General features: G+C 56.2%; 18 protein-coding genes and 1 pseudogene. 4 read left to right on the top strand and 15 right to left on the bottom strand.

All coding sequences use genetic code 11. From position 1 onward, the window contains the following. Positions 1-15: 15 nt before the first annotated feature. The 8 genes from EK369_RS00095 to EK369_RS00060 form a co-directional block, all read right to left on the bottom strand. Positions 16-435: a hypothetical protein gene (locus EK369_RS00095; protein WP_127111658.1), complete on the bottom strand. Its 420-nt coding sequence runs from the start codon at positions 433-435 to the stop codon at positions 16-18. A 115-nt stretch (positions 436-550) separates the two neighbouring features. Next, complete coding sequence (locus EK369_RS00090) at positions 551-1,111, bottom strand: hypothetical protein (protein ID WP_127111657.1); 561 nt, start codon at positions 1,109-1,111, stop codon at positions 551-553. A gap of 172 nt (positions 1,112-1,283) precedes the next feature. After that, a complete protein-coding gene (locus EK369_RS00085; RefSeq protein WP_127111656.1) occupies positions 1,284-1,700 on the bottom strand; it encodes a hypothetical protein in 417 nt (138 codons plus the stop codon). A 134-nt stretch (positions 1,701-1,834) separates the two neighbouring features. Then, entirely contained in the window at positions 1,835-2,401 is a 567-nt protein-coding gene (locus EK369_RS00080; RefSeq protein WP_127111655.1) for a sarcosine oxidase subunit gamma, read from the bottom strand. Then, the gene (locus EK369_RS00075; RefSeq protein WP_127111654.1) at positions 2,394-5,408 is read right to left on the bottom strand and encodes a sarcosine oxidase subunit alpha family protein; all 3,015 of its coding nucleotides are present in this window, start codon (positions 5,406-5,408) and stop codon (positions 2,394-2,396) included. The genes EK369_RS00080 and EK369_RS00075 overlap by 8 nt, the downstream gene beginning before the upstream one ends. Continuing rightward, positions 5,405-5,734 carry a sarcosine oxidase subunit delta gene (locus tag EK369_RS00070; RefSeq protein WP_127111653.1) on the bottom strand — a complete coding sequence of 110 codons (330 nt, stop codon included), beginning with the start codon at positions 5,732-5,734 and terminating at the stop codon, positions 5,405-5,407. Before EK369_RS00070 ends, EK369_RS00075 begins: the two co-directional genes overlap by 4 nt. After that, positions 5,728-6,225: a hypothetical protein gene (locus EK369_RS00065; protein WP_127111652.1), complete on the bottom strand. Its 498-nt coding sequence runs from the start codon at positions 6,223-6,225 to the stop codon at positions 5,728-5,730. Before EK369_RS00065 ends, EK369_RS00070 begins: the two co-directional genes overlap by 7 nt. Then, the gene (locus EK369_RS00060) at positions 6,225-7,472 is read right to left on the bottom strand and encodes a sarcosine oxidase subunit beta family protein (protein ID WP_127111651.1); all 1,248 of its coding nucleotides are present in this window, start codon (positions 7,470-7,472) and stop codon (positions 6,225-6,227) included. The genes EK369_RS00065 and EK369_RS00060 overlap by 1 nt, the downstream gene beginning before the upstream one ends. 178 nt (positions 7,473-7,650) lie before the next feature. Between EK369_RS00060 and ccmI the strand changes: the two genes are divergently transcribed. The 3 genes from ccmI to EK369_RS00045 are packed head-to-tail and all read left to right on the top strand — an operon-like array spanning position 7,651 to position 9,601. Next, positions 7,651-8,880 carry a c-type cytochrome biogenesis protein CcmI gene (gene ccmI, locus EK369_RS00055; RefSeq protein ID WP_127111650.1) on the top strand — a complete coding sequence of 410 codons (1,230 nt, stop codon included), beginning with the start codon at positions 7,651-7,653 and terminating at the stop codon, positions 8,878-8,880. Further along, complete coding sequence (ruvX, locus tag EK369_RS00050) at positions 8,877-9,359, top strand: Holliday junction resolvase RuvX (RefSeq protein WP_127111649.1); 483 nt, start codon at positions 8,877-8,879, stop codon at positions 9,357-9,359. The genes ccmI and ruvX overlap by 4 nt, the downstream gene beginning before the upstream one ends. Then, entirely contained in the window at positions 9,356-9,601 is a 246-nt protein-coding gene (locus EK369_RS00045) for a DUF1289 domain-containing protein (protein WP_127111648.1), read from the top strand. The genes ruvX and EK369_RS00045 overlap by 4 nt, the downstream gene beginning before the upstream one ends. Before the next feature lie 36 nt (positions 9,602-9,637). On the opposite strand, the gene EK369_RS00040 is transcribed toward EK369_RS00045, so the two are convergent. From EK369_RS00040 to dusA, 3 genes are read right to left on the bottom strand one after another with little or no spacing between them, the layout of a single operon-like run. After that, positions 9,638-10,411: a hypothetical protein gene (locus EK369_RS00040; protein ID WP_127111647.1), complete on the bottom strand. Its 774-nt coding sequence runs from the start codon at positions 10,409-10,411 to the stop codon at positions 9,638-9,640. Then, positions 10,405-11,229, bottom strand: coding sequence for a sulfite exporter TauE/SafE family protein (locus tag EK369_RS00035; protein WP_127111646.1), 825 nt, complete (start codon positions 11,227-11,229; stop codon positions 10,405-10,407). The genes EK369_RS00040 and EK369_RS00035 overlap by 7 nt, the downstream gene beginning before the upstream one ends. A gap of 24 nt (positions 11,230-11,253) precedes the next feature. After that, positions 11,254-12,252 (bottom strand): tRNA dihydrouridine(20/20a) synthase DusA, encoded by a 999-nt coding sequence (dusA, locus tag EK369_RS00030; protein WP_127111645.1) that lies wholly within the window; start codon positions 12,250-12,252, stop codon positions 11,254-11,256. Positions 12,253-12,414: 162 nt separating this feature from the next. Between dusA and EK369_RS00025 the strand changes: the two genes are divergently transcribed. Continuing rightward, positions 12,415-13,497: a tyrosine-type recombinase/integrase gene (locus EK369_RS00025; RefSeq protein WP_127111644.1), complete on the top strand. Its 1,083-nt coding sequence runs from the start codon at positions 12,415-12,417 to the stop codon at positions 13,495-13,497. 172 nt (positions 13,498-13,669) lie between these two features. On the opposite strand, the gene EK369_RS22360 is transcribed toward EK369_RS00025, so the two are convergent. From EK369_RS22360 to EK369_RS22090, 4 genes and pseudogenes are all read right to left on the bottom strand, one after another. After that, positions 13,670-13,915, bottom strand: coding sequence for a pyocin activator PrtN family protein (locus tag EK369_RS22360; RefSeq protein ID WP_368731910.1), 246 nt, complete (start codon positions 13,913-13,915; stop codon positions 13,670-13,672). 426 nt (positions 13,916-14,341) lie between these two features. After that, a complete protein-coding gene (locus EK369_RS00015; protein WP_127111642.1) occupies positions 14,342-17,596 on the bottom strand; it encodes a type I restriction endonuclease subunit R in 3,255 nt (1,084 codons plus the stop codon). Then, positions 17,593-18,984, bottom strand: a complete 1,392-nt coding sequence (locus EK369_RS00010; RefSeq protein WP_127111641.1) for a restriction endonuclease subunit S — start codon at positions 18,982-18,984, stop codon at positions 17,593-17,595. The genes EK369_RS00015 and EK369_RS00010 overlap by 4 nt, the downstream gene beginning before the upstream one ends. Beyond that, positions 18,984-20,756 (bottom strand): annotated as a pseudogene (locus EK369_RS22090) (HsdM family class I SAM-dependent methyltransferase). The gene EK369_RS00010 and the pseudogene EK369_RS22090 overlap by 1 nt, the downstream one beginning before the upstream one ends. Positions 20,757-20,996 lie beyond the last annotated feature (240 nt).

The raw sequence follows: 20,996 nt of genomic DNA, 5'->3' as shown, positions 1-20,996 counted from the left end.
ATCACCGAAAAATCGTTACTTTCTGGTGCAAGTCCCACCGGCGTTAAAGTTTCCGCCCGCCCGGTCCGAGTTGCGATAATCCTGCAGTTCGGCGGCAAGCGCGGTGAAGTTGGCGCGTTTGGTGTCCTTGATGTAGCTCAGCGTATAGCGGATGCGCGGCGCATAGCCATGGCGCAACTCGACCCGTTTGAGATCCCAGCGCAGGGTGAGGCGTTTGTCATTGTTGGTGGCAACCGTGGCGGCAATGGGGCCACCATGTTCCTGATTGATCAGCGAATCGAACACCGTGGCGTTCTGGCCGGTGACGTTGATGAAAACCTGCCCGCGCAGCCAGCCGTCAACCGACTGATTTGGAAAGGTGCAGAGCCAGTTCTCGGCAAATGCCGAGGTGACCGGAAGCAAAGTCAAGGCGAAGATGGTGGCGAGGCGTGTCATGGGTATTTTCCATTGTTGGCGCGACGCGGGCAATTCTGCGTCTGTTCCAATCTAGTCGAGCCTGCCCGAAGCGCAATTCAACTGTTGTATAGCAGCAAAAGAATCTCGCGCCGCATCACTCCCCATAACAGTTCCACGTCGCCGGCGGTGCACTGTGAGACTGGCATTTCTCTTTCCGGGCTTGCTCTTCCTCTTTGGTCTCTGGCGTCCATTTCCACTTGGGGATCAGGTTGATATTGGCTGCCCCCTTGGCCCGGATGTCTTTGAGCGTGGTTTCCATGCATTTACCCGAGCCCGTTATGGTGAGAACCGGGTCAATCCAGGCCGAGACCGACACATTCATGGTTTTTCGGTTCAGGATGGCCTTGTAATGGACGTTTTCAGACAACCCATCGTGATGTTCGGTGGCGCTGACCCGCTGCAACGTCCAGGTTGTGATCATCTGCGAGCCGGTGTTGCGCTTGAGTCTACCGGTGGTCGGCATTTGCCCATAGTGGGCGAGGACCCCATCGGCCACCATGACCCGCTTGGATTTTGCATCGACATCCAGAACGATCTTGTCAGCGATCACAAAGTATGGGCCGTGTTTGCGAACCTGACAAAGGAGAGTTTCTGCCCGGGGGGCGGCGGGGTACACGACGATAAGGGCTGCAAGAACAAAACCGGGAAACTTCATTTATTGATATCCTCTTTCGTGCTTTTGACCGTTGGAAAGGACAAGGGGCTGCGGTTTTTCGCGACGGTCATGGCGCCTTGAGGGGGCAAAGGTTGCGCTGGTTTTCATCGTTTTTTTTCGACCTTTCCGGAGCGGGTTCTGACTTGCCCGGGCTGCTGGTATCCAAGTAATCCTAACGATCACTGACGTTGCACGTGCCGCGACCGCTGGTGCCGCTGCTGCCCGCACCGCCCCCCGAAGTGACAGTCCCTCGCACGTTGACCTCTTGGGTTTTGGTGTTGAGAACTGCCGTGTAGGTCAGGTTGATGTTGCCCGAACTTGATCCGGTTGCCCGATTCACGGAAGGCACGCCTTTGACGTGCCATTTGAGCCGTGTTGTGCGGTCGTTGGTGTCTGAAATCTTGGCCGCTATCGGGTTCTCATAGACATAATGGATCAACCCATCCAATGCCGTCGCTTTGCCCTTGGCCAGATCAACCTTAAATATATAGCGTTCCGTCACCCAGCCGCCGCGCCCTGTGTCGGTGATTTTGCAATCAAAGGTCTGGTCGGACAGTGCTGCAGTTGCCGCAAAAAGAGTACAAGCCATTAAAAAGGAACGAACAAACACGAAAAAGCCCCCAAGGTCCATCTTGGGAGCTTTCTAGATGACACTTAATAGCGTCACAACCGATAAGTGTGTTGATCGCGACAATTTGCAAATATGTCGCGATCCGATCCCGATCAGAGGAAGCCGACTTCGCCGCCGTTTTCTGCCGAGACTTTCAAGACGTCAAAGACGTATTGCGCCACGGATCGGAAGCAGACCAGCTCAAAACTGCCATCATCGTTCAGCCAAAAGGCCGCGGCGACCTGCGCGATGCGGGAGCGGCGGAAATCACCGGCCTGAAAGGCATCCGCAGAGAGATCGACAGGTGCAACCTTGGCCAGCACTTCGCGGGCTGCGTTCCCTTCGATGCGGAACACGGCACGGGCGTCAGACACGTTGACGGCCAGAGCATGTTCACCGGACAGCTTACCGGTTAGGGCCGCAACCACGTCATTGGCCGCCTGATAATCGCAGATGATCAGCAGTTCATCCGGCGACATCCAGGCCACATCGCCCGAGGTCCCACGGGTGACACGGCGCGCGTCCGGGACATCTGCGCCGGTGGCCGCCTTGACCGCCTGCTTGACACCCTTGCCGGACAGGTCACCGCGCAGGGTGACCATGCCGCGCAGGCCGGTTTCCGAAACCTTGGCAAACCCTTCAAAGCTTGCCGCGTTCAGGGCGCTGACTGCATTAGACATTCTGCTTCTCCCCATCCTTGTCATAGAAAACCGGATCACAGATCTCGGCTTTGACGGTTGTGCCGTCGACCTTGTTGAATTCGATCACTTCACCCATGCGGTCGGGGCCATTGTGCACCAGCCCCATGGCAATGCCGCAATCGAGCGTTGGCGAGTAGTAGGTCGAGGTGACCCGGCCTTGGGTGTTGCGCTGACCGTTGGCATTGGTGCCCTCGGCAATGGCGTATGAGCCATCCGGGATCACCGAGCCGTCAACGGTTTTCAGGCCGACCAGTTTCCAACGGTTGGGATCGGTCATGTGGGCGCGCTGCTGGGCGCGTTTGCCCAGGAAATCCTCTTTCTTCTTGGAGATCGCCCAGTTGAGGCCCAGATCCTGCGGGATGATGGTCCCGTCAGTCTCGTCCCCGATCATGATGAAGCCCTTTTCGGCGCGCATCACGTGCAGCGCTTCGGTGCCGTAGGGCATGATGTTGAATTCGGCACCTGCCTCCATCAACGCATCCCAAAAGGCACGGCCCTGGCTGGCAGGTACGGCGATTTCGTAAGACAGCTCGCCAGAGAAGGAGATCCGGTAGGCACGGGCGTCAAACTCGCCGATCTTACCGTCTTTCCATTCCATAAAGGCGAGGCCCTCTTTGGAGACATCCATGTCACCGCCAAGCTTTTCGATCACCTTGCGGGCGTTGGGGCCGACAACGGCGACCTGGGCATATTGCTCGGTGACGTTGGCGGTGTAGACCTTCCAGTCCCACCATTCGCATTGCAGCCAGTCTTCCATCCAGCCGTGGATACGATCTGCGCCGCCGGTCGTGGTGTGGCAGAGGAAGGTGTCTTCGTCGATGCGGGCAACCACGCCGTCATCGCTGAGGAAGCCATTCTCGGAACACATCAGCCCATAGCGGCATTTGCCGGGTTTCAGGGTGGACATCATGTTGGTGTAGAGCATGTCCAGGAACTTACCCGCGTCGGGGCCCTTGACGATGATCTTGCCGAGGGTCGAGGCATCGAGCAGGCCAACGCTGGCGCGGGTCTGATTGATCTCGCGTTTCACGGCGTCCGCATGGCTTTCACCAGCTTGCGGGAAGCAATAAGGGCGGCGCCATTGGCCGACGGGCTCAAAAAAGGCCTTTTGGTCCTCGTGGTACTGGTGAATGGTGGTCCGGCGCAGGGGCTGGAACACGGCGTCACGCGCTTCGCCTGCAATCGCGCCGAAAGAAATCGGCGTATAAGGCGGGCGAAAGGTGGTGGTGCCAACGGCGGGAATGGGCGCGTTCAGTTGACCGGCAAGTGTTGCCAGTCCGTTGATGTTGCTGAGCTTTCCCTGATCCGTCGCCATGCCGAGCGTGGTGTAACGCTTGGTATGCTCAACGCTCTCATAGCCTTCTTGGGCGGCCAGCCGCACGTCGGACACCTTGACGTCGTTCTGATAGTCCAGCCATGACTTGATGCGGAGAGCAGGACCCGCCCCCTGTGGCATCATCCAGACCGGTTCCATCGCTGCTTCGGCTGTTGCTGTGACGGTGGGGGCCGCTGTGTCAGCTGCCTTGAAACCTGCGGCCTCAGCGGCTTTCGCCCCGGCATTGGCCGCGTCTGCCAGAACGCCATCCAGCGTCAGCGGGCCGCTGGCAACGCCTGCGGTCACCACAAAGCCAACACCGTCCTGATTGGTTGGTGCGCGCTCGGGATCGGGGCGGAAATGCGACTGGGTCTCGTCCCAGGTCAGTTTGCCACCACAGTGCGACCAGAGGTGCACAACAGGCGACCAACCGCCGGACATGGCAACGGCGTCGCATTTGATCTCTTCCAGCACAGCGCCTTCGCCGGCCTGGGCACAGATCGCAACGCCGGTGACGCGCTTGCCGCCTTTGACCTTGGCGATGGCTTTGCCGTTCTCAACGCGGATACCCAGCGCACGGGCCTCGTCGGCCAGAGCGCCGCCGCCAGAGGCGCGGGCATCAAGGATCACCGGCACTTCGAGACCGGCGTTCTTGAGCGCAATCGCCGTGCGATAGGCGTCGTCGTTGTTGGTCACAACCACGGTGCGGTCGCCCGAGGACACGCCATAATCCACCGCATAGTCGCGCACGGCCGAGGCCAGCATGACGCCGGGAATGTCGTTGCCCGCAAAGGACAAGGGGCGTTCGATCGCACCGGTGGCGGTCACGATCTGCTTGGTGCGGATACGCCACAGGCGGTGACGTGGGCCGGTGCTCAGCGGCGTATGGTCGTTCACACGCTCGTAGCCCAGCACGTAGCCGTGGTCATAGACCCCTGCCCCCATCATGCGGGTGCGTATGGTGACGTTGTCCATGGCGTCCAGTTCCGCCAGCAGCGTGGCGATATAGTCTGCCACGGGTGCGCCGTTGACCTCGCCGCCATCGACAGCCGCGCGACCGCCCCAATGGGGGGTCTGCTCCATCAACAGCACCTTGGCGCCGGATTTACCGGCCTTATGCGCGGCCTCAAGACCGGCAACACCGCCGCCGATCACCACCACGTCGACATAGGCGTAGAAGTGTTCGTAGGTGTCGACATCGCGGTCTTTGGGCACTTTGCCGAGGCCCGCCGACTGACGCACGATGGGTTCAAAGACATGTTTCCACGCAAATTTCGGGAACATGAAGGTTTTGTAGTAGAACCCCGCCGGGAAGAAGCGGGTCATGTAGTTGTTGACCGCGCCAACGTCGAATTCGAGGCTGGGCCAGTGGTTCTGGCTGGCGCAGGTCAGCCCGTCGAACAGCTCGGTCGTGGTGGCGCGCTGGTTGGGTTCAAACTTGCCGCCCTCGCCCATGTTCATCAGGGCGTTGGGTTCTTCGGCGCCAGACGCGACCACGCCACGCGGGCGGTGGTATTTGAACGAGCGGCCCATCATCATCTGGTCATTGGCCAGAAGCGCCGAGGCAAGCGTGTCGCCCTCAAAGCCAGTGAAGCGCTTGCCGTTAAAGGTGAAATGCAGCTGTTTGCCTTTGTTCAGCAAACGGCCACCTGTGGCGAGACGTGTGCTCATGAGAAGTCCCTCCAGGACCAGCCGGGGTATTTGGCCGAAATCTTGTCTTTGATGTCTTGCGGCGGCTCCAGCGTCTGCGCGCTATAAGTGCCAAAGACTTCGAGTGTGGTGGTCGAGCGGGCGGCGTGAAAGAACTTGCCGCAGCCCGAGGCATGGCGCCAGCGCTCAAAATGCACGCCCTTGGGGTTCTCGCGCATGAAGAGGTAGGTCTCGAACTCGTCATCCGACGAGCCGGGGCCGAAGCGTTTGAGGTGCGCTTCGCCTTCGGCATGCAGTTCGGTTTCCTCGGCGTGAACGCCGCAGTAGGGGCATTGAAGGGTTAGCATATTACACTCCAGCACTTTGCAAGATTTGTCGCTGTATCGCCGAAACCCCAAACGCCTGTCGCCGCCACTGAAATCATGACAACCGATCGAGCATTTCGCGGTGTCAACTTGGCTAGGCTTTCTTCTCTGGACTCGGCATCCTGTTGGAGAGGCATAATTTTCAGAATTTCAGCAAGCTTATCAATGTGATCTTGGCCGACTCTCTTAGCATATAGGCCTTCGATCAAACCATGTAGCGTTTCACGGTATTCAATTCTTACCTTGTCTGTTTGGACTTTGATTCTTGCTTCTACAAGGGCGTCAGAAGTCTTAGCCAACCAAGCGAAAGACAATGCAAGAACTAACGCACCACTTCGCTGAAATGTGTCCAATTCATCAGCAGCTTTGGACATAAATTCGGCAGTGAATGCAACGAAAAAAATGAGCGCCGAAATTGCCAGAATCAACCGATTGCCTGATTTCCCGTAAATTAGGTATTGGCGCCGATCCATCAGTGAGCCACTCCCGCAGCCACGCTTTCGTCGATGAAGCGGCCTTCGATAAAGCGGTCCATGCCGAACTCGGCGCTCAAGGGGCCGGGTTCGCCTTTGGCGATCAGTTCGGCTGTGGCCCAGCCGCCGCCGGGGATGGCCTTGAAGCCGCCGGTGCCCCAGCCTGCGTTGATAAAGCAGTTGCCCAAGGGTGTTTTGCCGATGACGGGCGAGCGGTCGCCGGTCACATCGACGATGCCACCCCATTGGCGCAGCATTTTCAGGCGCGACACGATGGGGAAGGTTTCGCAGAGGGCGCGCACGGTTTCCTCAATGTGGTGGAACGATCCACGCTGGGTGTAGTTGTTGAACCCGTCGGTGCCGCCACCGATGACCATCTCGCCCTTGTCTGATTGCGACATGTAGCCGTGCACGGTGTTGGCCATGACGACCACGTCCATGCAGGGTTTGATCGGCTCTGAGACCAAAGCTTGCAGCGCGACGCTTTCCATCGGCAGACGGAAGCCCGCCATATTGGCCAGATCGCCCGAGTTGCCCGCAACCACGAGGCCCAGCTTGTCACAGTCGATTGGCCCTTTAGTGGTGTCGACGCCGGTGACCTTGCCGTCCGCCTGACGCACGCCGGTGACTTCGCATTTCTGGATGATGTCCATGCCCATGTCCGAGCATGCCCGCGCATAGCCCCAGGCCACGGCATCGTGACGTCCGGTGCCGCCGCGTTCCTGCCAGAGACCGCCCAGAACCGGATAGCGTGGTCCGTCGATGTTGATGATCGGCACCAGTTCCTTGACCCGCTCGGGGCCGATGAATTCGGTCTTGACGCCCTGCAGCGCGTTGGCGTGGGCGGTGCGTTCGTAGCCGCGAATTTCGGACTGGGTCTGGGCCAGCATGATGACGCCGCGGGGGGAGAACATGACGTTGTAGTTCAGGTCCTGAGACATGGTCTCGTAAAGCGAGCGGGCCTTTTCATAGATCGCCGCCGAGGGATCCTGAAGATAGTTCGAGCGGATGATCGTGGTGTTGCGACCGGTGTTGCCGCCGCCCAGCCAGCCCTTTTCGATGATCGCCACATTGGTGATCCCAAAGTTCTTGCCCAGGTAAAACGCGGTGGCAAGCCCATGCCCCCCGGCGCCCACGATGATCACATCGTATTTCTTTTTTGGTTGCGGCGAACGCCAGGCGCGCTCCCAGCCGGTGTGGTACCGGGCGGCTTCGCGGGCGATGGCAAAAGCAGAATAGCGTCTCATGTCCGTGATTCCTGATGCGGAAAAGGTCTGGAAAGTGTTTACCGGATGCGCTGGCGTGGGTCCGGTTTAAACCGTCCCTTTGCGGACTGGTTGCGACATGTATGTCGCTCACGATCATTTGCCCTTTTGCCCGGGCCTCACTCGATATACATGGTGGGCAAGTTTTGCAGGAGGCAACATGACATTCTGGGTCGTCGTCACCGTGATCGCATTGGCCATCACCGGCCTTTTGGTTCTGGCCCTGTTGCGGGTCCGCCCGGAAGAAGAGCCTCCGGCGGCTTATGACCTGCGGGTGTATCGCGATCAGTTGAAGGATGTGGACCGTGATCTGGCGCGCGGTGTCATTGGCAAGGAAGACGCCGAACGGCTGCGCGCCGAGGTGTCGCGCCGCATTCTGGCGGCGGACGCACAGTTGAAAGAAGGCGGCGACACCGGCGGGCAACCGCGTCAGGTTGGTCTGGTCATGGCGGCGTTCATGGCGCTGATCCTGATTGGGGGCGGTCTGGGGATTTACTGGAAGATCGGCGCGCCGGGCTACGCGGATTTCCCGCTTGAGGTGCGGATCGACGCGGCCAAGGAAAAGCACGCCAATCGCGCCAGCCAGTCCGAGTATGAGGCAACTTTGCCGGTGCAGACTCCGCTGGCGGCAGAAGGCGACTATGCCGAGCTGATCCAAAAGCTGCGCACGACAGTGGCCGAGCGGCCCGACGATTTGCAGGGCCATCAGCTGTTGGCGCGCAACGAGGCGAACCTGGGCAATGACAAGGCTGCCTATGAGGCGCAGGGGCACGTGCTGCGCCTGAAAGCCGCTGAGGCCACGCCGGGTGACTACGTGTTCCACGCCGAGTTGATGATTTCCTCGGCCCAGGGCTATGTGTCGCCAGAGGCCGAGGCCTCCTTGCGCCAAGCGATCGAAATTCAGCCCAACCACCCGGTCGCGCGCTATTACTGGGGCTTGATGCTGATCCAGAACGACCGTCAGGATCTGGCGTTCCGGCTGTGGGAGCAACTGTTGTACGAAGGGCCGCATGACGCGCCTTGGTTGGGCCCGATCCGCGCCAATATCGAGCGGCTGGCCTGGGAAGCCGGAGTGAAGTTCCAGATGCCCGCTGTTGAGGCCCCTGCCCTGTCCGGGCCAACGGCGGAAGACATGGAAGCCGCCGGAGACATGAGTGCCGAAGATCGCGACGAAATGATCCGCGGCATGGTGGCAAACCTGAGCGACCGCCTGGCGACCGAAGGTGGCACCCCCAACGAATGGGCGCGGCTGATCGGGGCCTATGGTGTTCTTGGCGAAGGCGAGCAGGCCGCGGCGATCTGGGCCGAGGCACAGCAGGTCTTTGACGCAGATGCCGAGGCACTGGCCGTGGTGCGCGCAGCGGCTGAGCAGGCTGGCCTGATCAAATGATCCACATCTACGAAGAGATCGAGGCGCTGGCCGAGGCCCTGCCGCGGACGCAGGCCCTGATCGGTCTGGATCTTGGGACCAAGACCATCGGGGTGGCGGTGTCAGACAGTTTTCAGTCCGTCGCGACCCCGCTTGAGACCATCAAGCGCAAGAAGTTTGGCGTCGATGCCGCGCGGCTGCTGGATATCATCGACAAGCGCAGCATAGGCGGCATCATCCTCGGGTTGCCCCGCAACATGGACGGCACGGAAGGCCCGCGCGCACAATCGACCCGTGCCTTTGCCCGCAATCTGGCGACTCTGACGGCGATTCCCATCGGGTTCTGGGACGAACGATTGTCCACCGTGGCCGCCGAAAGAGCGCTTTTGGAGGCGGATACGACTCGCAAGCGTCGCTCAGAGGTAATCGATCACGTTGCAGCCTCTTATATCCTGCAGGGAGCATTGGATCGTTTTGGGCATCTGAGGAGCGCGACGTGAGCGAAAAAGCACAAAAGGATCAGGTCTGGAAACGGCAGGAGGTCGAGAGCCCCTGTATCCAGATCTGCGTGGTGCATCCCGAAGAACGGATCTGCACAGGCTGCTACCGGTCCATCGACGAAATCACCCGGTGGTCCAAGATGGACAACGACGAACGCAGCGCGATCCTGGACGAGCTGCCGACCCGAGCACCAAAGTTGCGCAAACGGCGCGGCGGGCGGGCATCGCGGGTGGCGCGGTAAGCTTTCGTTTCGGCCGTCTCTATTGACTGCGCATCGTCAGGGCATTTCTAACCACTTTTGCACCGACCCCATGTCGGGGCGGAAATAGGCGATGCGACGGTCGCCTTGGTCTGGGCCCGCCCAGGGCGCAACCCCGTGCAAAGACAGGCGGTGCAAGAGATAGGCTTCGCCCGGACGGGCGTGGAGGGTCACACGCTTGCAGGTGTCGAACACCTCGCGCCGGGCGGCCTGATAAATCCCGGTCACGTCAACGCAATCCCACGTGTCAGGTGGGTGGGGCGCAAAGGCGCGCTGCAGGGCGCGGCGGATGATCTCGTGGCTGCCCTCCCAGATCACCAGCGGCGCGGCCTCGGGGGCTGTGTCGTTCAATGGCAGACCGAGGATGTAGGCATGTGGTTCCTTGACCATGCGCTGACGGTCCGGGCCTTCGGGTTTCAGCCCGTCCACATGGGCGGCGTCGCGCTTGAGGCGATAGCGATACCCTGCTGCGGATTCGGTCTCGCGCGGTCTGGGATAGCCGGGCCGGATGACAGAAACCTGTGCCTTGTGAAGAGGATAGCGGCCAAAGCTGTCATGGAGTGGCGCCATGAGGCCGTCCGGCAGTGGGGTTCCGTCAGGCAAGTGCCCATGGGCGTCGTTGTCCAGCGCATCGACCCCGACGAACCATGTGTCCTCGCAGACCCACCAATGGGCCAGCGCCGGGTCTGCCATGGCGGCCTCGGCAAGGTGGTTTGTCGCCCGGGACCAGGCTTCGACCTCTGGGTCGTAAGGAAAGCGGATCCACCCCCGATTGGCGAGGTCATTTACCATCCAAAAGCCTTGCGCAGCATGTTGAGGGCAACAAGGATCAGGAAAAAGGCAAAGACCCGTTTCAGGGGTTTCGGATCCATCGCATGGGCGATTTTCACGCCCAGGGGCGCCGTCAAAAGAGTCATGGCGATGATCAGCAGGAAGGCCGGGACATTGACCGCGCCGACTGTGAAAGGCGGGCGAGAAGGCTCTGATATCTCAAGCAAAAGGAAGCCTGCGACCGAGGGCACCGCAATCAGGACCCCAAAGCCCGCGGCAGTGGCGACGGCCCGGTGAATGGCCACGTTATGCAGCGCCATGAGCGGCACGCCAAAGCTGCCGCCTCCGATCCCCATGAGGACCGACATGAAGCCGACCGCAGGGCTGTAAAGCGCGCGTTTGATGCCTTTGGGCATGTCATCAGCCAGCCGCCATTCCTGTTTGCCAAACCCAAGATAAAGGCCGATGACAATACCAAGACAGCCAAAAATGGCCTGCAGGGTGACCGAGCGCAGAGAGGCCGCGACCAGCACGCCAAGAATGGCGCCGACAGCAATGCCCGGCGCCCATGTCCGCAGGACGTCCCAATCCACCGCGTCTTTCTTGTTGTGGCTCAGGACCGAACGCACCGAGGTCACGATGATCGTCGCCAGAGAGGTGGCGAGGCAGACCTGCATGAGCTGATCGCCGCCATAGCCAAGCACCTGAAAGGCATAGAAGAATGCAGGCACCAGGATGATCCCTCCACCCACACCAAGAAGCCCGGCCAGCACACCGGCAAAAGCACCGATCACCATCAACATGGCCACCAGCGGCAGCAGTACAGACATTTCAGGCATGGTGCCCCTTCCCCGTTTCAGCCATCAGGCGGCAATATCACTCACATGTGCCAGCGCGTCCAGCACCAGGCGGGTGCCCGCTCCGGGGCGCGACGCCCCTTCGGAGAGCACGCGGCGCCACATGCGCGCGCCGGGACGCCCCGTGAAGAGACCCAGCATATGGCGGGTGATCTGGTGCACTTTGCCCCCATTGGCAAGGTGCCGATCGATATAGGGCAACATGTCCAGTACCGCCTGTTCCGCTGTCGTCATATGGCCCGCGCCAAAGATCTGCGTATCCGCCCCAAGCAGGATATCCGCCGGGTTGTGATAAGCCGCGCGCCCGATCATCACACCGTCCAGACCGGCATCCAGGAACGCTTTGGCCTGATCCAACGACGAGATACCGCCGTTGACCGAAATGTGCAGATGGGGAAAGGCGGCCTTCATCTCGTGCACCAAGGGATAGTCCAGCGGCGGGATCTCGCGGTTTTCCTTGGGGCTGAGACCTTGCAGCCAGGCTTTGCGGGCATGAATGGTGATACGCCGCACACCGGTCGCGGCAACACGGTCCAGAAACGCCGGCAAAACCTCGTGAGGGTCCTGATCGTCAACACCGATGCGGCATTTGACGGTGACTTCAACCGGGCTGGCCGCGCGCATGGCCGAAAGGCACTCGGCCACCAAGTCGGGGGTTTTCATCAACACCGCACCAAAGGTTCCCGATTGCACCCGGTCCGAGGGGCAGCCGACATTGAGGTTGATCTCATCATAGCCATGGGCCGCACCAATGCGGGTTGCTTCCGCCAGCTCTTGTGGATCAGACCCGCCCAGTTGCAGCGCCACGGGATGTTCTTCGGTGTTGAAGTCGAGAAGATGCACAGCCCCACCACGCACCAGCGCCGGTGCGGTGACCATCTCGGTATAAAGCAGCGTTTCGCGCGACAGCAGCCGGTGCAGATACCGGCAATGGCGGTCAGTCCAGTCCATCATAGGGGCAACTGACAGCCTCGCGGCCTTTGAAATTAAGGGCTTATCTGTCATTTTGGCTACCATTTATGGAATTCCTACAGTTCTTTTTTGGCCTTATTTTGCTGGGTTTTGCAACGTTTTGAGTTTTTGGCATACCTTTTGGCATACCCACTTGGCGCTTGGCATACCGCATCCTTATGTCTCCGGTATGCCAAAAATAAGAAGTGAGAAATAATGGGCACTATCGTCGAACGCAACACCAAATCGGGTATCAAACATCGAGCACAAGTCATCAAAAAGAAAGATGGAAAAGTGGTCTACAGGAACTCGGCCACATTCTCCAGAAAGACAGCAGCCACAGCTTGGATCAAGCGCATTGAAGCCGCGTATGACAAAGGGACGTTAACTAGTGATCGTGAACGTACAACAGTCGGCGAGCTAATCGATAGGGTAGTTGAAAAGCATCACAAAGACATGGGTAAGACCAAAACCCAAGTTCTAAAGACAATCAAACATTTTGAGGTGGCGGACTTCGAAGTTGCTTCGCTTCGTCCATCTGACCTTGTTGAGTTTGCCACTCAAGTGGCTGAAGGCCAACACGGCCCTGCCAACCGGTCACCTGCAACAACCGCTAACTACATGAGCCACCTGTCTGGATGTCTCAATCTCGCCCGTCCTGCCTTCGACGTGCCCTTTGACAAACAGGTCATGCAACAAGCTCGAGAAACCACAACAATCCTAGGGATCACCGGTAAATCCAAAAAGCGAACACGGCGCCCCAGCGTTGCCGAATTGGATTCAATTATGGAAGCCTTTGTTGACCGTGAAGAACGTGACAGCAGAGCAATCCCGATGAGCAAAATTGTTCCTTTCGCATTCTTTTCGGCCCGGCGCCAATCTGAGATCACACGCATTCTGTGGGACGACTACTCAAAAGAGCATTCGACTATTCTAGTTCGAGATATGAAAGATCCTGGCGAGAAGGTAGGCAACGATGTTGTTTGCGAACTCCCCCCGCAAGCAATTCGAATTATTGAAAGTATGCCTCGCGTTTGCGACCGAATTTTTCCATACCATAAAGACGTCGTTGGGCGTCAATTCACGGGAACTTGCAAGTTCTTGGAAATTCGAAATCTTTGCTTTCATGATTTGCGCCATGAAGCAGCATCATGGCTGATCGAAACCGGCCGTACCCTACCTCAAGCAATGTCTGTAACGGGGCACAAAAGCTGGTCTAGCTTGCAGCGCTACTCCCACCTTAAGTCAGTTGGTGACAAGTATGAAAACTGGAGCTGGCTCGCTAAAATCGGAGTGTGAAGTCGGAAAAACAACGGAGAACCCTAATAAAGGAAATTGCTCCAATGAGAAAAAGACCCTGCCCACCGAAAGTTGGACAGGGTTTAGAGCTTAACCAATTTCTTTGAGACCGAATGCGTTTTTTAAAAAAGAGCAATTCGACGCCTATCTCTAGCTTGGCTTACAAGCGTTCTCACGCGACCTTTCTTCGCGCCTCTGTTCGGGCTCTCTTCGCTTGATCATCTATGAAATCAGCCAAGTCTTTGACATGCACCATGCGGCTTGATTTTTGCGACGGGCCCAACCTGGTTACGACCAGTGGTATCTCACCGCTTTCCGTCTTTGTCTTAAGCAAGTTTAGGCTTAATTCGGGAAAGAAGTCTTTACGAACTAACTCGAGTGGAACCATGACACGGGTGTCGTATCTGCTCATAAGCATGAAAATTGTCTGCATGCGCTCTTCCTTTTTGTTTTTCTTGACGCTTTTGGCTTCCATCTTTGTGATTTCAGCCTCTGCTTAATACTAAACTTACGTAGAGCACGGTTCGAAACAACCCCGATCAACGCAGACAAAAACGGACTCTCGCAGAGATTGAAAAATGGGCACAAAGAGAAATGGAACGCCCTTAAAACGGTCTAGAACGCCTCTGAGAGCATCCCAACTGAAAATCCTAGGGCCACCGTACGCGTTAAAAACGTAAGTGCACTCAGCGTGCCTGTATTTTCATTCAAGGCAGATGAAAAAAATTTCAAAAAATTGGATTCAAACACAACCTTCAACCAATAGGAGTGGTCGGTTGGAAAAATCAAAGTTCCTGCCTTCGAAATTCTAACGGAACCAATCAATTGTCTTCGTCTGGTCTCATTACCGTGACCGATTCAACAACTCGTAAATAATGTCCGCAAAAACACCGCCTTTGTCTGGCATCGACAAAAGTTTTGTCATCTGCTTCTGATGAACCACACTACTGTCCAGAATTGCGTCTTCGACTGCCTTCTGGAAATCCCCGAGCATTGCTTGTTCTTTTGTATTGTTCGCAATCTGCGTCATCACTCGACTGTTTTCGCGAACCTTGTCGCTGATTGTCTGAGCATAATTGACCATGTCTTCATCAGTGAGCCCATCGCCTGCAAATAGATCGTTCAAACGCGCAATGATCTGTGAAAGGAACTCTTCAGACTTATCCTTGGCCACACCGCTACCAAGCCCAGATCCTGGTTCTAACCCCTCGTGCCCGCCAACGGACAAGGACAGATTTTGCTGTTTCAATTTTGACAATCGGTAATGACTTAAGGCCACATCCTCCAGATCGATGAAATCGTCATTGACACTCGCCTCACGCAAAAGTGGCGCCAGATTGCGAGCGAAAAGACTTAGTTTTTCTAGCTCCTTATCGTCATAATCTACGATCTGTGAGATAAATTCGTAGAACCGGACAAATGTCCCCAGATCCTTCTTGAAGAGTTCCAGAGCGTCCTTTTCTTCTTTGCATTCTTTAAAGGTTTTCTCTGTGTTCGCGATGAGAACGGCATCGCCAGATTTCTTGGCCCGTTCGAATGTCTCATAGGCGGTTTTATGGGCCTCGACCGCAGACTTGTATCTGCTCGTCCATCTCTCGACCGCTGGTTTGCAAATGTTCGATATGGCAGCATTGCTCTTGTTTTGCTGCAAGTACGCCTCGCAAAACTGTTCGACTTCGGACCATTTGAAAATTCCGAACGCTCGAAGCTTGTCCGACAGGTCGTAAACCAGATTAGGATTGGATACGTCTATGAGTTCGGCGGTCTGATAATACTCCTGGAAAGCGCTCAAGATGTCTTCCGGTTCATTAAAAAAGTCCAGCACGTAGGTTCCACTGACCTTTTTACCAGGATAAATACGGTTGAGCCTCGACAGGGTTTGCACACACTCCACGCCGGCCAACTTCTTGTCGACATACATCGCGCAAAGCTTTGGTTGGTCAAAACCCGTCTGAAATTTATTGGCAACGATCATCACCTGGTATTCGTCTGTGTCAAAGGCTTTACGCATGTCGCGGCCCTTCAGGCCGGGGTTCATGCTTTGCTCAGTGAATTTCTCACCAAGCAAGCCAGATGTGTTCGGATCACTTGACTTAAACTCTACCTCACCCGAAAACGCGACCATTGCGTGTATTTTGTCGTAGCCCTTGTCCTGAATATACTTGTCGAACAATAACTTATAGCGCACAGCTTCCTTGCGTGAGCTTGTGACAACCATCGCCTTCGCTTGTCCACCCAACAGGCCCATGATGTTGGCTTTGAAGTGTTCTACGATCACCCGAACTTTCTGGGCGATGTTGTAGTCATGCAGGCGCACCCATTGGTTTAGCTTGACCTTGGCCTTCTTGGCATCGACCTCCTCATCGGCCTTCTGCATCTTCAGCGCGAGGTTATAGGCCACCTTGTAGCTGGTGTAATTCTTCAGAACATCGAGGATGAACTCTTCCTCGATGGCCTGGCGCATAGAATAAACGTGATAGGCCTGAGGCAAGTTCGTTTTCGACGGAGGTTCCGCAGGATTGGGCACACGGCCAAATAGCTCAAGGGTTTTCGTCTTTGGTGTCGCAGTGAATGCGAAATAGCTCAAGTTGGGCGATGCACGACGCGATGCCACGGCCGCGTCCAGAATGTCCTCAGAGGTCATCTCCTCACCATCTTCCTTCGCTTCAACCGACAATACCTCTTTCAACTGTCTTGCTGTTGATCCTGACTGCGAAGAATGCGCCTCGTCGGCGATGATGGCATAGCGGCGCTCTTTCAGGCTCGTGCTGTTCTCAATCGCCTTCAGAACATAAGGAAACGTCTGGATCGTCACGATTATGATGGGTTGCGACGCCTCAAGCGCCTTCGCGAGCTTTTCGGACTTTGACCCGTCCCCTTCCTGGCGATTGATCCGGCCAACCACACCGTCCGCATGTTCAAACTGATAGATTGTTTCCTGCAACTGGTCGTCCAGCACAGTCCGATCCGTCACGATGATAACCGAGTTGAAGGTCTTGTTGCCCTTCTCGTCATAAAGCGACGCAAGCTGGTGCGCTGTCCAGGCAATCGAGTTGGACTTGCCCGAGCCCGCACTATGCTGGATCAGGTACTTGTTCCCCGGCCCCTCATTCTTGGCGGCCCCAATCAGTTTCCCAACAACATCCCACTGATGATACCGCGGGAAGATCATGGTTTCCTTCTTGTACTTCTTCCCCTGCCAGTCCTCTTTTTCTTCGATCTGCAAATGCATAAAACGGGCGAGGATGTTCAGCAGATTGTCGGGTTGCAGCACCTCTTGCCACAGATAACCGGTGGAATATTCATTCTGATCCTCGGGAACGTCATTGCCGGCGCCCCCCTCTTTGGTGCCTTTGTTGAAGGGCAGAAAGAAGGTGTCAGAGCCATCCAGACGGGTGGTCATATAGACCTCGTACTGGCTAACCGCGAAATGCACCAAGGCACCACGTTTGAAGGTCAATAGCGGTTCTGGCTTTTTCGTAGCAGGATCAACAGGTAGGCGGGTCTTCTTATACTGACTGATGGCGTTCTGAACCGATTGTTTGAACTCGGATTTCAGTTCCAGTGTGGCAATCGGCAAGCCGTTCACAAACAGCACCAGATCAATGCGCCACTTCTTGGCTTGCGTGCCGGTCTCTTCCAGATGTTCGTCGGTCGCATAGGGGGAATACACCAGTTCCGGCACCACGCGCAGGCGGTTTTGTTTATAGCGGGCGAGCGTATCTGGGTTGAGGTCGTGTTCGGGTTTGAACTGGCACAGTTTGAACTTAGCGTTACGGTCTTTGATGCCGTGGCGCAGCACACCGAGGGTGCCAAAGGTGCGCAGTTGGGTGTTAAGCGCATTTGGATCGGCCCTTTGCAACTGGCTGACCACCCGGTCGAGCAGTTTGCCCTCAGGATCCGTAGGATAGTTCTTCGCATGCTTCTGCCATTCGGCATCCTGCGTATCTTTGACAAAGCCCAGCAGGTCTTCGGGATATTGCGCCCGTTCACGATCATAGTTGGCAGGCGATCCCAACTGCCACCCTGCTGCAATCAGCTGCTGGATCATCTCGTCCTGAAACACGATTTCTCTGGAGGTGCCGGTTGAGATACTCATGCGGCTTCTCCATGGGTGGTGTCGGTTGGTGACCGCCAGTCACGCACATCGATTTTGCCGGTGACGGCGGCAGAGATCAGAGCAGTGCGACGTTCTTGGAGGAGAAGGATGGCCGATTGGGCTTTTTGGTCTAAGTCATCGAACTTGTCTGTTTGGTTCCTTACGTAGTCTACGATTTCAGACTGTTCGTTGAGTGGTGGCACGGGAAGGTCGACAAACTTTACTTCACTGCAATTCAAGTGAGGGTGCATGCCTCCTGTACGGATTGAATAGAGTACCGCTTGACCGAAAGTTGACCTGAGAGCCAAAGAAAGAAACTGTCCCTGAATGACTTCCTTGATGGCGCTCAAAATTATCAAGGCGTGACAGTTGTAACCTTCTTCAGCTTTTGAAACACATGCTACGTCACCTGTTCCCGCACCAGTTTGGACGACTAATACGTCACCTTCAGCAAGAATAGATTTTGCATGGGCATCACTCCATTTGCGGCGCACAAAGTAAGCGTTATCAAAATTCACTTTGCCCTTCTTGACGTGGGTAGCTTGGATGTACGGCAACCCTTCATCAACCAATATGTCACGAGTAGGTCCGACGTAGCCGTTGGTGATTTTGTTGGTCAACTTGGATATTTTGCGTGTTTCCCAATGCGCCGGCACGTCGCCGAGCCAGTCTATGCCCGAGGGGCGCATGGGCGCGTCGGGGTTCAGGCCCTTGGTCACCGCATGGCTGATCACCGCCTGACGTTTCTCCTCCAAAAGCGCAATCAACCGCTGCTGCTTGGCAATCAAGTCATCAATCCTGGCCGTTTCGTGATCGAGAAAGGCCGCGATTTGGGTTTGTTCTGGGAGAGGTGGAACTGGCAAAAAGGTCTCTGAGAGGGGACCCAAGTTTAGTGCTCTGAAGGTCGCACCACCAACGCTGCTTTCCCATTGCTGAAAACTCTCGGATGACCGCAGCAGCCAGAATACAAAACGGGTATTGTTTTCACTATCGATTGCAACCCTTGCAGTACCCTGTGTAAGGTTTCCGCCCTCAAGTTCTTTGGGCACGATCATAAGCTTGCCGAAACTTGGACCAATAGAGCAGACAATGTCACCTTCCTTGATCGCACTCCTCTCGTAGTCGGAGGCGATAGCTGGTGATGTTTTCATCAAGTTGTCAAAGTCTTTTACACCCTTTTCGTCTTCCATATCGGCCGGGCGAATGTAGGGAATACCTTTCTCTAGATTTGGCCCGGCTTGAACAATGCCGTAAGTGATCTGCCTAGCGGTATCGACAATTTGTTTGAGCCGCTTGATCGTCCAACCGGCGGGCAAGGTTGGTATCCATTCAACATTCGACGACTTGTAGTTAGGATAGGGTTCAAACCCCTTAACGGCTCCTAGCATCACTCGTGCACCTCTTGCAGCAAGGCCATGATCTCGGCGCTAACTGCATCCAGATCGGCATCAATCTCGGCCAGTTCACGCGGCGGGGTGTAGGTATAGAAATGGCGGTTGAACGGGATTTCATAGCCAACAATCCCGATCTCTTCGTCAATCGCATCGACCTTGCTGCCATCAATCCAGGCTTCCGGCACATGAGGTGTCACCTCGGCCGCGAAATAGGCCTCATTCACGGCATTCACGCTTTGCGAGGGATCGAGCGGCACGTTCTCATTATCCCGCAGATCGCCATCGGGTTTGTACTCAACGGTCTGACCGTTCACGTCAAACAGACCATAGGTCGGGTTCGGCGCGGTGTCTTTGTGCACTTTCTTGATGACCTTCTCAGCCTTGGGGTTTTTCCGGCTGACCGCCGCAGTGATCTGTTTCTTGGTCGGCGCATCCATTTTCACCCCTGTTACCTTGAGCGCCTTATCATAGAGGTTCATGTCATCATGCTGGTCCGTCCCGATTTTGGCCTGCAACGCCCGAGCAGTTTTCAAGATCTCCAATTGCTGGCGCCATGTGGCCGGATCCAACGCATCCTTGATCTGATTTTCCTTTAGCTCAGTGAACTCGGCCTTGATATGGGTGCGGATCTCATCCACATGGGCATCAAGAACGCCGTACTCCGTGCCCTCTTCATCCCAGTTTTTGCCATAGGTGTCATAGATCCATCGGGTGATCGCGTTCAGCGGTTTGGGCGCAAACCGTAAGGTTTCGATCCTCTCATCACCGAACTGGTAGCTCTCGCGCAAAGGCCGTTCGATGGTCAGGCGGCGATAGCCAAATTCATGTGTGTCAAAGATCTTGGAGGCAAAAGTGTCACCCTCGTCCGCCGAAACCTCCTGAAACGCTCCAAAGCATCGGGTGATCGTAGCAATGTGATCGTCCTCAAGGCGTTTGCGTTTAGAGCCAAGGGATTTCCGCATCTTGCCAAACAAATCGACGCCGTTGATCAGCTGCACCTTGCCCTTGCGCGTCGGATCTTTCTTGTTGGTCAGCACCCAGACATAGGTGGCAATGCCCGTGTTGTAGAACATGTCCGTTGGCAAGGCGATGATCGCCTCAAGCAAATCGGATTCCAGAATATGCCGACGGATCTAGCTTTCGCCCGACCCTGCCCCACCTGTGAATAGTGGAGAGCCGTTCAGAATGATGCCAATGCGCCCTCCCCCTTCGTCGGTGTCACGAAGTTTGGAAATCAGGTGCATCAGGAACAGCAACGAGCCGTCAGACACACGAGGTAAACCTGGCCCGAACCGACCATCGAAGCCCTTGATGGCGTGTTCGTCTTTGATGTCTTTTTCGATCTTTTTCCAATCCACCCCAAATGGCGGGTTGGAGAGCATATAATCGAAGCGATCATTGACCAGTTGGTCCTGAGACAGGGTGTTGCCCAGTTTGATGTTACTGACATCCTGCCCTTTGATCAGCATATCTGCCTTACAGATGGCATAGCTTTCCGGGTTTAACTCCTGCCCAAAGGCCCGCATGACGGCTGCGGGATTGAGTTTGAGGACATATTCCATACCCGCAGACAGAAAGCCCCCTGTGCCCGCAGTGGGGTCGTATATGGTGCGGATGATGCCTTCCTTGGTAAGGGCTTCATCGTCTTCCATGAAAACAAGGGAGGTGGTCAAATCGACGATGTCTCTTGGTGTGAAGTGCTCACCTGCGGTTTCATTGGAACCTTCTGCGAAACGCCGAATTAGCTCTTCAAACACTAAGCCCATGTCGTGATTAGAAATGACCTCCGGGCGTAGATCGGCTCCTTTTACTTGCTGCACCGCCTTATAGAGTAGGTTTGCGTCATCAAGCTGGGTGATGAATTCTCCAAACTTGAAGTGTTCAAAGATTTCACGGGCGTCGGTGGAAAAGCTCTGAATGTAGCTCTCTATGAACCGCCCCGGGTTTACCGGAGAGTAAAACACTCAAAGGATGAGCCCTATGACGAAGAGACGATTCACCCCCGC

The sequence above is a fragment of the Shimia sediminis genome (assembly GCF_003990645.1).
GTDB classification, from domain to species: domain Bacteria; phylum Pseudomonadota; class Alphaproteobacteria; order Rhodobacterales; family Rhodobacteraceae; genus Shimia; species Shimia sediminis.
This window is presented reverse-complemented; position numbering and strand designations above follow the sequence as displayed.

Bases quoted from the DNA above. Each gene is read 5' to 3' on its own strand.
- EK369_RS00095 (WP_127111658.1), bottom strand. From the start codon at position 435: ATGACACGCCTCGCCACCATCTTCGCCTTGACTTTGCTTCCGGTCACC.
- EK369_RS00090 (WP_127111657.1), bottom strand. From the start codon at position 1,111: ATGAAGTTTCCCGGTTTTGTTCTTGCAGCCCTTATCGTCGTGTACCCC.
- EK369_RS00085 (WP_127111656.1), bottom strand. From the start codon at position 1,700: ATGGCTTGTACTCTTTTTGCGGCAACTGCAGCACTGTCCGACCAGACC.
- EK369_RS00080 (WP_127111655.1), bottom strand. From the start codon at position 2,401: ATGTCTAATGCAGTCAGCGCCCTGAACGCGGCAAGCTTTGAAGGGTTT.
- EK369_RS00075 (WP_127111654.1), bottom strand. From the start codon at position 5,408: ATGAGCACACGTCTCGCCACAGGTGGCCGTTTGCTGAACAAAGGCAAA.
- EK369_RS00070 (WP_127111653.1), bottom strand. From the start codon at position 5,734: ATGCTAACCCTTCAATGCCCCTACTGCGGCGTTCACGCCGAGGAAACC.
- EK369_RS00065 (WP_127111652.1), bottom strand. From the start codon at position 6,225: ATGGATCGGCGCCAATACCTAATTTACGGGAAATCAGGCAATCGGTTG.
- EK369_RS00060 (WP_127111651.1), bottom strand. From the start codon at position 7,472: ATGAGACGCTATTCTGCTTTTGCCATCGCCCGCGAAGCCGCCCGGTAC.
- ccmI (WP_127111650.1), top strand. From the start codon at position 7,651: ATGACATTCTGGGTCGTCGTCACCGTGATCGCATTGGCCATCACCGGC.
- ruvX (WP_127111649.1), top strand. From the start codon at position 8,877: ATGATCCACATCTACGAAGAGATCGAGGCGCTGGCCGAGGCCCTGCCG.
- EK369_RS00040 (WP_127111647.1), bottom strand. From the start codon at position 10,411: ATGGTAAATGACCTCGCCAATCGGGGGTGGATCCGCTTTCCTTACGAC.
- EK369_RS00035 (WP_127111646.1), bottom strand. From the start codon at position 11,229: ATGCCTGAAATGTCTGTACTGCTGCCGCTGGTGGCCATGTTGATGGTG.
- dusA (WP_127111645.1), bottom strand. From the start codon at position 12,252: ATGACAGATAAGCCCTTAATTTCAAAGGCCGCGAGGCTGTCAGTTGCC.
- EK369_RS00025 (WP_127111644.1), top strand. From the start codon at position 12,415: ATGGGCACTATCGTCGAACGCAACACCAAATCGGGTATCAAACATCGA.
- EK369_RS22360 (WP_368731910.1), bottom strand. From the start codon at position 13,915: ATGCTTATGAGCAGATACGACACCCGTGTCATGGTTCCACTCGAGTTA.
- EK369_RS00015 (WP_127111642.1), bottom strand. From the start codon at position 17,596: ATGAGTATCTCAACCGGCACCTCCAGAGAAATCGTGTTTCAGGACGAG.
- EK369_RS00010 (WP_127111641.1), bottom strand. From the start codon at position 18,984: ATGCTAGGAGCCGTTAAGGGGTTTGAACCCTATCCTAACTACAAGTCG.